The organism is Corallococcus sp. M7 (assembly GCF_054512695.1).
Genome location: NZ_CM137252.1, coordinates 64510 through 77864, shown reverse-complemented (window position 1 = coordinate 77864; position 13355 = coordinate 64510). Strand labels below are relative to the sequence as shown.

The 13355-nt window shown below is 69.0% G+C and carries 14 protein-coding genes and 1 pseudogene; 10 read left to right on the top strand and 5 right to left on the bottom strand.

Going from position 1 to position 13355, the window contains the following annotated elements; all coding sequences use genetic code 11:
• Positions 1-93: 93 nt before the first annotated feature.
• Both ACX114_RS00355 and ACX114_RS00350 read left to right on the top strand, forming a co-directional pair.
• Positions 94-543 carry a PaaI family thioesterase gene (locus ACX114_RS00355; protein ID WP_459293562.1) on the top strand — a complete coding sequence of 150 codons (450 nt, stop codon included), beginning with the start codon at positions 94-96 and terminating at the stop codon, positions 541-543.
• Complete coding sequence (locus tag ACX114_RS00350) at positions 543-995, top strand: PaaI family thioesterase (RefSeq protein WP_459293560.1); 453 nt, start codon at positions 543-545, stop codon at positions 993-995. The genes ACX114_RS00355 and ACX114_RS00350 overlap by 1 nt, the downstream gene beginning before the upstream one ends.
• Position 996: 1 nt before the next feature.
• On the opposite strand, the gene ACX114_RS00345 is transcribed toward ACX114_RS00350, so the two are convergent.
• Positions 997-1323 (bottom strand): pilus assembly protein N-terminal domain-containing protein, encoded by a 327-nt coding sequence (locus ACX114_RS00345; RefSeq protein ID WP_459293558.1) that lies wholly within the window; start codon positions 1321-1323, stop codon positions 997-999.
• Between the two features lie 246 nt (positions 1324-1569).
• Here ACX114_RS00345 and ACX114_RS00340 point away from each other — a divergent pair, with 246 nt between their 5' ends.
• Entirely contained in the window at positions 1570-2652 is a 1083-nt protein-coding gene (locus ACX114_RS00340) for a BTAD domain-containing putative transcriptional regulator (protein WP_459293556.1), read from the top strand.
• A gap of 237 nt (positions 2653-2889) precedes the next feature.
• On the opposite strand, the gene ACX114_RS00335 is transcribed toward ACX114_RS00340, so the two are convergent.
• A complete protein-coding gene (locus ACX114_RS00335; protein WP_459293554.1) occupies positions 2890-3171 on the bottom strand; it encodes a hypothetical protein in 282 nt (93 codons plus the stop codon).
• Positions 3172-3406: 235 nt separating this feature from the next.
• Here ACX114_RS00335 and ACX114_RS00330 point away from each other — a divergent pair, with 235 nt between their 5' ends.
• Together ACX114_RS00330 and ACX114_RS00325 are read left to right on the top strand one after the other, a co-directional pair.
• On the top strand, positions 3407-4765 hold the full coding sequence (locus ACX114_RS00330) for an RtcB family protein (protein ID WP_459293552.1): 1359 nt from the start codon (positions 3407-3409) through the stop codon (positions 4763-4765).
• A gap of 76 nt (positions 4766-4841) precedes the next feature.
• A complete protein-coding gene (locus ACX114_RS00325; protein ID WP_459293550.1) occupies positions 4842-5774 on the top strand; it encodes a TIGR02266 family protein in 933 nt (310 codons plus the stop codon).
• 5 nt (positions 5775-5779) lie between these two features.
• Here the strand turns inward: ACX114_RS00325 and ACX114_RS00320 are convergent, their stop codons facing one another.
• Together ACX114_RS00320 and sitA5 are read right to left on the bottom strand one after the other, a co-directional pair.
• Positions 5780-5869, bottom strand: a complete 90-nt coding sequence (locus ACX114_RS00320) for an Imm52 family immunity protein (protein WP_459293549.1) — start codon at positions 5867-5869, stop codon at positions 5780-5782.
• Positions 5868-6361 (bottom strand): annotated as a pseudogene (sitA5, locus tag ACX114_RS00315) (SitA5 family polymorphic toxin); the annotation flags it as partial. The gene ACX114_RS00320 and the pseudogene sitA5, both read right to left, overlap by 2 nt.
• A 120-nt stretch (positions 6362-6481) precedes the next feature.
• Here sitA5 and ACX114_RS00310 point away from each other — a divergent pair.
• A complete protein-coding gene (locus ACX114_RS00310; protein ID WP_459293548.1) occupies positions 6482-7918 on the top strand; it encodes a metallophosphoesterase in 1437 nt (478 codons plus the stop codon).
• Between the two features lie 50 nt (positions 7919-7968).
• Here ACX114_RS00310 and ACX114_RS00305 read toward each other — a convergent pair whose 3' ends face one another.
• Positions 7969-9042, bottom strand: coding sequence for a hypothetical protein (locus ACX114_RS00305; protein ID WP_459293547.1), 1074 nt, complete (start codon positions 9040-9042; stop codon positions 7969-7971).
• Between the two features lie 158 nt (positions 9043-9200).
• Between ACX114_RS00305 and ACX114_RS00300 the strand changes: the two genes are divergently transcribed.
• The 4 genes from ACX114_RS00300 to ACX114_RS00285 all read left to right on the top strand — a co-directional run bounded on the left by ACX114_RS00300 (position 9201) and on the right by ACX114_RS00285 (position 13355).
• Entirely contained in the window at positions 9201-9683 is a 483-nt protein-coding gene (locus ACX114_RS00300) for a hypothetical protein (RefSeq protein WP_459300413.1), read from the top strand.
• Between the two features lie 137 nt (positions 9684-9820).
• Positions 9821-11437 (top strand): ATP-binding protein, encoded by a 1617-nt coding sequence (locus ACX114_RS00295; RefSeq protein WP_459293546.1) that lies wholly within the window; start codon positions 9821-9823, stop codon positions 11435-11437.
• Between the two features lie 408 nt (positions 11438-11845).
• Complete coding sequence (locus ACX114_RS00290; protein WP_459293544.1) at positions 11846-12283, top strand: cupin domain-containing protein; 438 nt, start codon at positions 11846-11848, stop codon at positions 12281-12283.
• A 172-nt stretch (positions 12284-12455) separates the two neighbouring features.
• Complete coding sequence (locus tag ACX114_RS00285; protein ID WP_459293542.1) at positions 12456-13355, top strand: MBL fold metallo-hydrolase; 900 nt, start codon at positions 12456-12458, stop codon at positions 13353-13355.

The window sequence follows — 13355 nt, the reverse complement described above, 5'->3', positions numbered from 1 at the left end:
CGTGAACTCGCGGACGGGCAGGCGTGTTCCTGGGCGCGGCGTGCCGCGGTGCGTTCCCCCGGCGCGGTCCGAATCTGCTACTGCATCCAGCCCATGTCGGACTTCAGTCTCCCCACGGATCCGGAGAAGCGGCGCGAGCAGCTCTCCGTGCTGTTCACCGAGGCGGTGCCCCACAACCACGCGCTCCGGCTGCGGCTGGACGCGGTGGGGGCCACGGACGCGACGGTGGTGATGCCCTACGCGGACGTGCTCGTCGGCAACCCGGAGACGGGGGTGGTGGCGGGCGGCGCGGTGACCACGCTCATCGACGCGGCGAGCGGCACGGCGGTGATGGCGGCGCTGAACGCGTTCGCGGCCATCGTCACGCTGGACCTGCGAATCGACTACCTGCGCCCCGCGCGTCCGGGCCTGCCGCTGACCGCGCAGGCCGAGTGCTACAAGGTCACCCGCATGGTCGCCTTCGTGCGCGCGCGGGTGCACCAGGGCGACCCGGCGACGCCGGTGGCTTCATCACAGGGCACCTTCATGCGGGTGGAGAGCTGATGAGCACGCCTTCGCTTCCCCTCGCGGACCTGGTGCGCCTGGTGCGCCAGTCGCGCGAGTACCACCGCCTCACGGACGCCATCCCCTACACGCGCTTCATGGGCATTGGCGTGGAGAACTTGGCCGGCGAGATGCTCTGCCGCATGCGCTACGCGCCGCACCTCATTGGCAACAGCATCCTGCCCGCGCTGCACGGCGGCACGCTGGGGGCGCTCCTGGAGTCGAGCGCCATCTTCGAGTTGCTGCTCCAGACGGACACCGAGCGCGTGCCCAAGGTCATCTCCACCACGGTGGACTTCCTGCGCTCGGGCAAGGCGCAGGACACCTTCGCGAAGGCGTTCATCACGCGGCAGGGACGGCGCGTGGCCAACGTGCGCGTGGAGACCTGGCAGGACGACCGCACGCGGCCCATCGCCAGCTCGCACGCGCTGTTCCTGCTGTCGGAGCCGTGAGCTAGCCGTCCACCACGATGCGGTACGTGCGGCGTTTGCCGTCACCGCCCCAGATGATGAGCGTGGTCGTCCCCTTCGCCAGCGCGGAGACCTCCACGCCGTCCGCTCCGGTCGTCTTCACGTCCGCGACGGACGGGTCGCCCAGCGCCACGCGGCTCATCCCCGGCACCGTGAGGACCTTCTTCGCGCCCTTCTTCAGGGTGAGCGTCTCGTCCGCGGCAGGAAGCTCCTTCGAGTCCCCGGCGCGAGCGGCGGGCTCCCTGGCCCCCGCGGGCAGGGCGCTGAGCAGCAGGGTTCCCAACGTCAGGGCCATGATGCGTGAAGCCATGGATGCGACCTCCGGGTGACTCCGGGGAGTCCGGAGCTGCCCCAATGTCCCATGCGTGGGCATCCGACGTCTCCTGAGAGCCCCCGCGCTGCGGCCACTGACCTTGTTACAGCGTGGTTCCCATTTCTACAGGGTTCCTGCCGGGTCCTTCAGCGAACAGCGTGAACAGGGGCACGGTGGATTGCCTTGGGGTCCGCCGGGTGGAGGACAGGGTTTCCAGCCTGGGGGCGCGGTGGGCGCGCGCCAGTGAACGCGAGCGCACGTCACGGGGGCGCGGCACGTCGCCTGCTAGCTCAAGCGAGCGGCACCGACGCGGAGACCCCCATGAGCGAACGCGAGTCGTTGAAGCTGCGGGAGTTGAAGGAAGTCGCCCATGCGCTGTACCAGCGGGGGAGGTATGCGCAGTGCGTGGAAACGTACGCGCAGCTCGCGAAGCTGCTGCCACGCGACGCGAATGTGCGCGTCCGGCTGGCGGAGGCCTGCCGCCGCGCGGGGCAGAAGGAGCAAGCGATTGCCGCGTACCGCAAGGCCGCGCAGGTGCTGTTGTCACTGGGTTGCGAGTCCCGCGCGCGAGGCGCCCTGAAGGCCGCGCTGGAGTTGGATCCGCGCGACCCGACGTTGCAGCAGGAGTTGGCGCGGATGGGCCAAGGCGCGGTGACGCCGACGGCGCTGGAGGACGAGGAGCTCTACCGTTTCGACCGGCTGCCACCGCCGACGCCGCCGCCCGGGCGGATGCGCAACGTGCCGCCGTCCATCACGCCGGTGAGCGTCCGTGGGACCCCCAGCGCGATGCCGGGGCCAGGGCGGCAGGCGGTGCTGCCCCATCCGCGTCCCACCACGCCGGCGCGGGATTCAGCGACGGAGACGATGTCGCGCTCCATGTCGCAGGTGGCGGCGGGTGCGCCGGAGGCCGCGCCGTTGCCGAAGGTCATCGTGTCGGTGTCCGCCTTCGGAGATCCGCCGGGAGGGAATACGCCTCCACGCATCACGCCCGTCACGGTGGGTAGGAACGTGCCCCAGAAGGTCCTGCCGGCCGTGCCGCTGGGTCTGCCCGCGCTGCCCAGGAGTTCTCCGAGCGGACCGCCTGCTCCGACACCTGAGCGCCCCACGGTGAAGGTCCTCGCGCTGATGAATCGCGCGCCCGCGGCCCCACCGGCGCCGCCTCCGTCCGCGGTGATGCCCTACAAGCCGGAGATGCGCCGCCTGGCTCCCAACGTGGTGGCCCTGCGCGTGTCGCCGCAGGCACGCTGGGTCATCATCCGCTCGGAGAGCGAGCTCGAGGTGAGCCGTTCCGAGGAGCTCCCTGGAGAACCCGCCGCCGCGCATTGAGTTTGGATAGGGTTTCCCGCCTGCCTTCGTGGTTGAGCCGCGTTCCGTCGACTCACCATCCCGAAGGGTCAGGGACTCGTTCCCTTCGAAGCTTCGGAAGCACTGAAGCGCTGGGACGAAGGCACCTGGTCCCTGGACCCGGACCCGGGATAGCCGTCCCCACAACGCACCGTGGCGCCCTCCCCTCTTCAGGGAAGGACGCCCGGTGATTCCACTGCGCTCAGGAACCGCTCCGTCCTACATGGACACGGACTTCGCCGGGTCGATGAGGCTCTGGAGCGGATTCGTGGCCTCCGCCGTCTCTTGCTCCACGTCCGGCTGGTAGGCGCGGACCTGCGCCTCGCAGTGATTGCTCTTCCGGTTCTGATGGCAGTGCCGGATGCCGTACACGTGATGGCACCCGCATGGATCCACGCGCTTCTTGGCGCACAGCGAGGGATTGAACACCGGAGCCGCGCTCATCTCCACCGGCCCCGCCTGCAACGCCACCGCCAGCACCATCCCCGTCAAAAACCCCATCGCCCACCCCCTTGATGCACGCTGCAGAAATGGGAATGCCGATCGGCTGCCGCAACCCCCAGGCTTGTCTGAATGCCGCTCCGTGCACTCCCGGCCGTTCCCTCCGTCCACCTCACGGGGTTTCCTCTCGACGCACGCCAGGCAGGCAGCCAATCGTGTGTCCGGAAACCGGCACCGTCAGGGATGAGGGAGGGCTTCGTCCCTGCCGCGGGTTCACCCACCTGGGGGATTCACCATGAGCTGGAAGCAACACCTGGAAAAGGTCTCCGAGGGCCACTACGTCCTGCCGCGCACCAAGACCATGCGCGTGCACGCGGACCTGTTCCTCTCCGACAAGCTCCTCTGGGGGGAGGAAGGCAATCCGGAAGCCCCCCCGCTGGAAGACGCCGTCTTCGATCAGGTCGTCAACGCCGCCACCTTCCCCGGCGTCACCCGCGTCGCCGTCACGCCCGACTGTCACGTGGGCTATGGCGTCCCCATCGGCACCATCGTGGAGACGGACGGCACCCTGCTGCCCACCGCCGCCGGCTACGACATCGGCTGCGGCATGGTGCAGCTCCAGACCTCCCTCACCGTGGAGGACGTCGCCGACCCCGCGAAGCGCCGCCAGTGGATCGACGAGGTGACCGACCGCATCGCCGTGGGCGTGGGCGCCACCCGGGCGCGCAAGCAGCGCCGGCTCAGCGAGCCCACCCTCAAGGAAGTGCTCCGTCATGGCGCCAAGGCCCTGGGCCGGAGCCGCTCGGTCACCGAGCGCGACTTCATCCCCGTGGAGGACACCGGTGTGTCCATTCCTGAGCGCGCTTTCGACAAGCGCGGGCAGTTGGGCAGCCTGGGCGGTGGCAACCACTTCACCGAGATGCAGGTGGATGAGACCGGCCGCGTCTGGGTGATGCTCCACACCGGCAGCCGGGGCTTCGGCTGGAACATCGCCAAGCACTTCTTCGTGGCGGGCGCCGCGCAGCTGGGCCTCAAGAGCCGCAGCGAGGACTTCGTCTGGCTGGACGCGGACAGCGCCCTGGGCCGCAGCTACTGGAACCTGCACAACATGGCGGCCAACTTCGCCGTGGCCAACCGGCTGCTCATCGGCGAGGCCGTGTGCGGGGCGCTCGAGGACGTGTTCGGCGGCACCGCGAACATCTACTACGAGATCAGCCACAACCTCATCCAGCGCGAGGGCGGCAAGTTCGTCGCACGCAAGGGCGCCACGCGGGCCTTCCCCGCCGGACACCCGGCCCTCAAGGGGACGACGTGGGAGGCCACCGGGCACCCCATCCTCATCCCGGGTTCCATGGAGACGGGCAGCGCCATCCTCTTCGCGGAGCCGGGGGCGGAGAAGTCCATCTACTCGGTGAACCACGGCTCCGGCCGGCGGCTGTCCCGCGCCGCGGCGCGCCGGCAGCTCCAGCAGGAGGAGACGGACCGGCGCATGGCGGAGGCCGGCATCCTGCTCAACACCCGCACCACGCCGCTGGACGAGTCCGGGCCCTGCTACAAGAACCTGGACGACGTCCTGGAGACGGTGGAGCAGGCCGGACTCGCCCGGGTGGCCCACCGCCTCAAGCCGGTGGCCTGCATCAAGGGCGCGGACTGACGGGGTATCCCTGGAAGGGGGACTCGTGGGGGAGGCCGGGCGGCGCTAGAGTGGGCGCCAGCCTGGAGCCCCACCCATGCCCCCGTCCCCCACTCCTTCCCGGGAAGTCGAACTCGCTCGCGCCGAAGCCGACATGGCCCGGCTGGAAGCGCAGCTCGCCGAACAGGTGGCTCGCGCCGCCGCTGATGCCGCCGCGTTGAGCGAGCGGCTGGTCCGCATGCGCCAGGCCCTGGCCCGGCCGGAGCATGCCGGGGACTCGCGCCTGTCCCAGTGGGCCATGCGCCTGGAGGACACCGAGTCCCCCGAGCCGTCCCCGGAGCTCTCACGGCTGCGGGAGAAGGCCCTGGACGCGCGCGAGGCCGCGCTGGACACGCGCCGCCAGGCCGGGCTGGACCTCCAGTCCGCGCTGCGCGTGCAGCAGGAGGACGCCGCCCGGGTGGAGAAGGCGCTGACGTCCGCCGAGTCCGACCTGAAGCGCGTGGAGGAGGCCGCCAGGGCCCGCGCGGAGGCCGAGGCGAAGGCCCGCCGCGCGGCGGAGGCGGAGACCCAGAAGGTCGTCCCTCCCCCGGGCCTGCGGCCGTCCCAGGAGAAGCTGTCGACCGAGGCGCCGACGCGCGCGGAGCGGCTCCCGGCGCGCGCGCCCGTGGCCGCCACTCCGGCGAAGAGCGACGCGCGCAAGGCGGGCCGGGTGCGGATGCACACGACCATCGACACGCGCAGTGATTCCAACTTCTTCACCGGCTTCTCGATGGACATCAGCGAGGGCGGCATCTTCATCGCCACGGTGGAGGCGGTGCCGCGCGGCACGCCGGTGGAGCTGGACTTCACGCTGCCGGGAGGCCGGCCGCTGACGGTGAATGGCGTGGTGCGCTGGGCGCGCGACGGCAACGACCGCACGCCGGACCTGATGCCGGGCGTGGGCGTGCAGTTCACCACGCTGCCGCCGGAGGTGGCGCACGCCATCTCGTCGTTCGTGGCGACGCGCGACCCGATGTTCTACCCGGACTGAGGGGCTCAGGTGCCCCAGGGGCGCAGGGGCCTGAGCAGCCCCGCGTCCTGGAGGCGCGCCTGGACGTCCGCGGCCAGGGCGACGTGGGCCGGCATAGACGCGCGCCACCTCCCGTCCCAGTGCCTGAGCGAAGACCTCCGCTGCCTCCTCCAGTTCCTGGAACGTCCGCGCCCTGTCCGTCGCATCCTTCAGCGCCCCGCACGCACGGACCACCGCAAGGAACGACTGCACGCCCACGTAGGCCAGGAACACGGCGGCAATCACCGCAGCGGCCTTGGTGAACACAGGCTCTGGTGCCGCGGCCAGCACCACCCAGGACGCAATCGCTCCCGAGACCACGGACACGAAGAACTCCGGGTTCAGCGTGTCCCGCAGCGCGGCGCCGATGCTCGCGCGCAACGGGTCCAGCGACATGCCCACCGCGAGCGTCAGCCGGTCCAGCTCACCGAAACCCGCCCCATCCTCCAGCAACGACAGACAGTCCCCGGAAGCCTCATGCGCGCGGCACCACCGCCCGTATCCGTCCCGCAGCATGAACCCGAGCCCTAGGTCCAGCTGCGCCCCTTCTTCGCGACCGTGCGCACCACGCCCCTGTGACACTCGCGACACTCCTCGACAGGTGCCTTCTCCCGCCCTTCCTCCAATGCTATGCGCATCCCAGCAATTCATTTTTAAGTTGAACATCTTGACTTCACTGGGAGCACATCTTGAAGCCTTCTTCCCTCCTCGCGGCCCTGGCCCTGGCCGGCGTGCTGTCCGCCTGCGGTCCTGGCGAGGCGCCTGAACCCCAGCATCTGGGCAGCACCACGGCGGCGCTGGACTGCGCCGCGCTCAGCAAGCCCGTGTATCACCGGGTGCGTCCGTCCACGGGCGACAGCCTCCTCACCCTCAACGCGAACGAGGCCGCCAACGCGGCCACCACCTACGGCTATACCGACGACCGGGGCACGCCCTTCAAGGCCGCGAGCTCCACCGGCACCGGCCTGTCCCCCGTCTACCGGCTCTACAGCCCCAGCCGGGGTGAACACATCGTCACCATCGACGCCACCGAGCGCTCGAACCTCATCGCCTCCGGCTTCACCACCGACGAGGGCGTGGGCTTCTATGCGTCCAAGACGGCGGACACGTGCCTCGTGCCCGTCTACCGCTTCGACAACCCGGGCCTGAAGAAACACCGCCACGCCGTCACCCAGGCGGAGCGCGATGCGCTCACCGCCTCGGGCTGGACCAACGAGGGCATCAAGTTCTACGCCGCGCCCAGCACCGTGGACACGAAGTTCACCTTCGTCGTCATCCCCGACACGCAGCAGGAGACGGTCTACGCCCCCACCCGGCTCACCCACCGCATGCAGTGGATCGCCGACAACAAGACGGCCCAGGACATCCGCTTCGTGCTGCACACCGGCGACCTGATGGACTGGGACACGCCCGACCACATCCACTACCAGCGCGCCAGTGATTCGTATCAGGTGCTCGACACCGCCCAGATTCCCTACGCCATCGCCCTGGGCAACCACGACACGGCGGCCGTGTGCCAGGGCGGCAGCGCGTGCCCCGGCAACGTCAACGCCAACCTGCGCAACACCACCACCTTCAACACCTACTTCCCGCTGTCCCGCTTCAAGGCCCTGGGCGGCGTGTTCGAGTCCGGCAAGTGTGACAACGCCTACCACACGTTCAACGCCGGCGGCCTGAACTGGCTGGTGTTGAACCTGGAGCTGTGGGCCCGCACGAACGCCGTGAACTGGGCGAAGACCGTGCTGGCCCAGTTCCCCCAGCACAACGTCATCATCATCACCCACTCACACCTGAACGGCAGCGGCGGCATCGAGCAGTCGAACGGCGGCTACGGCAACAACAGCCCCCAGTACGTCTTCGACAACCTCATCAAGCAGTACGCCAACGTGCGCTTCGTCTTCTCCGGCCACGTGGGCAACGCCGCCTACCGCACCGACACCGGCGTGAACGGCAACACCATCTACCAGATGCTCAACACGTTCCACGACGGCACCACCAATCCGACGCGGCTCGTGGAGGTGGACACCGCCGCCAACACCATCAGCACGCGCGTCTACGCGCCGCTGACGAACACGGAGCGGGCGGACGGCGCGAAGGCGTACAGCAACGTGAACTGGGTGCGCTGAGCCGGGACATGCGAGCCCGCTCCTTCGGCGAAGGAGCGGGCCCTGCCAGCTCAAGGCTGGTTGGGATCGCCGATGTTCTGGAAGGGATTGAACGTGTACGTCGTGGAGAACTGCGACGACGGGCTGAAGTAGTACGCGGCCAGCTTCGCCGGGTCCTTGGCGATTTCTCCACGCAGGATGGGGCCGTCGTTCTGGTCGTCCCAGCCCCAGGGCGCGTTCGCGGAGTTGGTGCCGCAGTTGCCCGCCACCAGCCCGCAGCCGCCGCTGGTATCGCCCCGGAACGTGCCATCGGAGGAGAACAGCGAGCTCAGGTCGCGGCGCGTCCACAGGCCCTCCGTGGGGCTGTAGATGTCGAGCAGCTTGTAGCGCACGTCCGGATCCGTGGCGGACGACGGCTGCTCCGCCAGCGTGAGCGACGGGTAGTACTTCACGCCGTCTCCATTGATGTCGTAGTACGGCCACGCCTTGAGGCCATGGCCCTTGGCCTCCTGCGCGGTGATGGGGTGGAGCTCGCCCTCGAAGGAGGCCATGGACAGCGTGCCGTCCATGGACTCCGTCCCCGACCCGAGCGGACTGCCCGACGGCACGAACGAGAAGAAGTCCTTGTGCGCCACCGTCACCGCGCCCACGAGCGAGCCGTACTCACTGCCGTCGCGCTTCACGATGAGCAGCACGCCCTCGCCGTCGTTCTCGTGCTCGGTGTCGAAGATGGAGTCGGACCAGTCCCGAGGGTGGAAGAACGTGTAGAGCAGGTACCAGTGCGTGGAGGTCTCCACCACCGACTGGTAGGCGTGCGCGGTGAGCGCTCGCGAGCCGGTGTTGTCCCAGTTGTTCGTCCCGCTCCAGTCCCCGTCGAAGTCCACGCGGGTGATGAAGTCGGACCTGCCGCTGAGCGAGTGCGAGCCCGTGACGTCCACATCCTGGTAGTGGATGGGCGCCCACCGCTTCGTCAGCGCCGCCCGCGCCGCGGACGAACCCACGCCGTTCAACAGCGCCTGCCGGCCCTGCGCGAACAGCTCCTCTTCTTCCAGCACGCCCTCACCGCAGGCGGAAAGCAACGTCAGGGCGGTAGTGACCGCCGTGAACTTCAGGACAGAGGGAAGACGGCGCAGCGATGACCGCATGGGGAACCGGCCTTTCCTTGCGAGGGGAAGGCGCTCATCAGACATCACCGTGAAATCTTTGTGAAAGAAGGTTTGCTTGAACTTCTTGTCAAACCCGGATGGCCTTGCGGGTGACTGTTCCGTCCGTGGGGCGGTCATTTCCAGGAAGGTGCTCCGTGATGAACATCCGTTCGTGGCTGGCGCTGTCGATGCTGGGATGGGTCCTGTCCGCTCCGCCAGGCGAGGCGCGGCCCCGGTCCAGCTATGTCGATGCCACGTCCTACCTGTCGTCCCAGCCGGAGTACCTGTCGTGGCTGGAGCTGCGCTCGAACCTGAGGGACAACTTCGACGACATCTGTGGGGACACGTTCTGCGAGGGCGACTACAGCAACATCCAGTCACTGCGCTTCCAGTGTTCCGTGAACAGCGCGACGGGTGTCATTGGCCAGTGCGTCTGGGTGTTCGCCGCGAGCAACGAGGAGCTCAACCCGTCCACGGGTGAAATCTCCGTGCAGACGCAGACCTGGACCTGCCAGAGCCCGCTGGCCAGCGGCACCCCCATCACCTCGCTGCTGACGGCGCTCTCCGGGACCTCGCCCCTCTACGCCACGCTGCCCGGCACCAGCACGACCCTCTACGACGGCCTGGTCGACTGCTTGTAGCCGGCGGACGGCGGCGCACCGTCTCCCTGCGTGAACGCAGGGTCCGGGTCCGGACGCCTCACGCTCGGGAGAGGCGCCGGTCCGGAGGGAACAGCGCCGGACATGGCGGGCCCGGATGGTGCAGAGGCGGGCCCGCCATGATCCCAGACCTCGCCCGCCTCGCCGCCAGCGGTGAATCCGCCACATTGGAGCTGAAACGCTCGAGCGGTGAATTGCGCGAAGCGATGCACACGCTCTGCGCCTTCGCGAACGGACAGGGCGGCCAGGTACTGCTGGGCGTGAAGCCTGGCGGAGAGCTCATCGGCCAGCAGGTGAGCGAACAGACCCTGCATGACATCGCGACCGCGCGGGAGCGCTTCGAGCCTCCGCTGGACCTCCACATCCAGAGCGTGGAGGTCGCTTCCGGGCGGAGCGTGCTCGTGCTCACCGTGGGCGGTATCAGCGATTCCGTGCCATACACCTTCGACGGCCGCGCCTATGAGCGGGTGGGCAACACGACACGCAAGATGGCGCAGGAGCGCTATGAGCTGCTGTTGCTGGAACGCGCGCACAGCCGCCGTCGCTGGGAGAACCAGGAGGCCGATGAGGTTCCGCTCCAGGAGCTCGACCGTCAGGAGGTGCTGCGCATCGTCGAGGCGGCGCGATCAGCGGGGCGTCTCGTGGGACCGGTGGGACGGAGCCTGCCCGAGTTGCTTGATCGCCTTGGCGTACGCCACAAGGGCAGGCTCTTGCGCGCGGCGGTCGTGCTCTTTGGCAAGACGTTCCTTCCCCACCATCCCCAATGCGAGCTACGGATGGCCCGATTTCGAGGCACCGACAAGACCGAGTTCCTCGACCAACGCAACGTGCGCGGACCGGCTTTCCGGCTGCTCGAGGAAGCCGAGCTGTTCTGTCAGCGGCATTTCCCGTTGGCCGGCCGCATCGAACCGGGCCGCCTGCAGCGTGTCGACCGTCCGCTCATCCCACCGGATGCGATGCGCGAGCTCCTGGTCAACGCCTTCATCCACCGTGACTACAGTATCGCGGGTGGCGCGGTGTCGCTCGCCATCTTCGACGACCGCGTGGAGATATGGAGCGCGGGGCGATATCCGAAAGGCATCACGCCTGAATCGCTCACACGGCCGCATCTGTCGGTGCAGCGCAATCCCATCATTGCGGAGGTCTTCCACCGCGCCGGACTCATCGAGAAATGGGGTCGAGGCACGAACCGCGTCGCCGAGATGTGCCGTGCCGCCGGGCTCTCCGTCCCTGAGTTCGCTGAAATCACGGGCGCTGTGGTCGTCACGCTGCGGGTGAATGTGGGACAGACCCTGACCGCGGATCGGGGGGAGCTGTCAGCGGATTGGGGGGAGCTCGCGCCCGTTCTGGGGGGAGTTCCGGACGGATTGGGGGGAGTTCCGGACGGATTGGGGGGAGTTCCGGACGGATTGGGGGGAGTTCCGGACGGATTGGGGGGAGTTCCGGACGGATTGGGGGGAGTTCCGGACCGCAAGGAAATCGACGCGAAGACGCGTGAAATCATCGAAAAGATAGGCGTCCGACCCAGGAAAGCAGCCCTGCGCGAAGCCATCGTGGCACTCGCTTCGCTCCGACCGTGGTCCCCCACGGAGCTTGCCAGGACGCTGCATTACAGTCCTGACAAGCTGACGGAGCGGCATCTCAAGGCCATGGTCGACGAGGGTCTCCTCGAACGGACTCACCCCGATAACCCCAAGCATCCCGCCCAGGCCTACCGGGCCACGCGCAGGGGCTGACGACAGGTGCTCCTCCAGCATGCGCCGGATGGCCTTCAGAAGCTCAGCATGCCCAGCAGTTCGAAGGTGTCGCGGTACACGTGCACCGGCTCCACGACGATTCCCCGCAGCCTGTTGTCTCCGGCCAGGTGCAGCGTGTTGAGCCCCGGCCTGGTCCCGGAACACCTTGCGGCCCGGGACGATGTCGCCCCCCAGGGCCGCCGTTCGTCACCGCACGGTGGGTTCTCCGTCATTGGACATCAGGCTTCCGGCATGCCGGCGGAGCAATCCCTATCTTACCGGCGCCATCCGTCGGATACCGGACCGGCCCCCGTGGCAGGGGGTGAAACACAGGCCCTGTCTCTGGCAGAAAGCAAGACAACCCATGAGGGGGTGGGACCGCGTCCCCCCTGAAGGAGTCCCTGTCGCATGAGCACGATTCTCCGGACCCCACCCCTCGCCGGTGGCCGCCCCCCTCGCTGGGATTCGCGCCGCCGTCCCCCCGCGCAGGCCTCCGCGTCCCTTCCTCGCGTGGAGAAGGTGAACCTGGCCCACGCCTCCACCGACCTGCCGGCGCCTGGCATTGCCCGGCCCGTGGGCATGCTCCATGGCCAGCCCGTGCACCTGGTGCGGCTGACGGGCACCGGCCCCTGGTGCCGTCACACCACCGGCGATGCCCTGTTCTTCGTCACCCGGGGCACCCTGCGGGTGGAGTTGCGCGAGCGCGCCGTGGACCTGGAGGAGGGCGAGCTGCTCATCGTCCCCCGGGGCGTCGAGCACCGGCCGGTCGCTGACGTGGAGGCGCTGGTGCTGACGTCGGCTCCATCGCTCGCGGGGGAGGCGGCCGGGCAGTCTCCCGCCCCCTGAGCGGCGTTCCGCCGCCCCCCGGGCGGGCGAGCCCCCGCCCTGCCCGGGCGCGGTGATTCCTCCCAGGGAGTCCACGGCGCACTTTTGCCCTGAACGAACGGAAAGGGGGCTTCCCGCGTCGGTTCATCCGCCGCTGGACGGCCGCCGCCTTTCACGAGGAGCGGGAGCCGCCATGCGCATCCACCACCTGAACTGCACCACGATGTGCCCGCCCGGCGGGCGGCTCATGGACGGACGGCGCGGCTTCACCGGCCCGGCGGCGCTCACCTGCCACTGTCTGGCGTTGGAGACGCCGCGCGGCCTGGTGCTGGTGGACACCGGCTTCGGCCTCAATGACGTGTACGCGCCGCGCGTGCGGCTCAATGGCCTGTTCCGCGACATGCTCTGCCGCCCCGCCCTGGCGGAGGAGTCCACCGCCATCCGCCAACTGGAGCGCATGGGCTTCCAGGCCAGCGACGTGCGCGACATCGTCCTCACGCACCTGGACTTCGACCATGCAGGCGGCCTGGATGACTTCCCCCACGCGCGCGTGCACGTGCTGGCGGACGAGTACCGCGTGGCCACCGCGCAGAAGACCTGGCTGGACCGCGCGCGCTTCCGCCCGCAGCAGTGGTCCAAGGAGACGCGCTGGGAGACGTACGTCCCGAACCGGGGCGAGGGCTGGTTCGGCTTCGACTGCGTGCGCGAGCTCACCGGGCTGCCGCCTGAAATCCTGCTGGTGCCGCTCGTGGGCCACACGCTGGGGCACGCGGGCGTGGCCATCGACACCGGGGAGGGGTGGCTGCTGCACGCGGGCGACGCGTACTTCTACCACGGCGAGATGGACCTGGACCGCTACCGGTGCACCGCCGGCCTGCGCGCCTACCAGAAGCTGATGCAGAAGGACGGGTGGATGCGCTGGTACAACATGCGCCGGCTGCGCGAATTGGTGCAGCGCCACGGTGAACAGGTGACGGTGTTCTGCGCGCACGACTCGCTGGAGTTCGAGCGGCTGGAGGAGCGCGAGAAGCTGCCCTCGGACTTCCCCATCCAGCCCGGCCTCGTCGCCCCCGTGCCCTCGCTGCACCTCTAG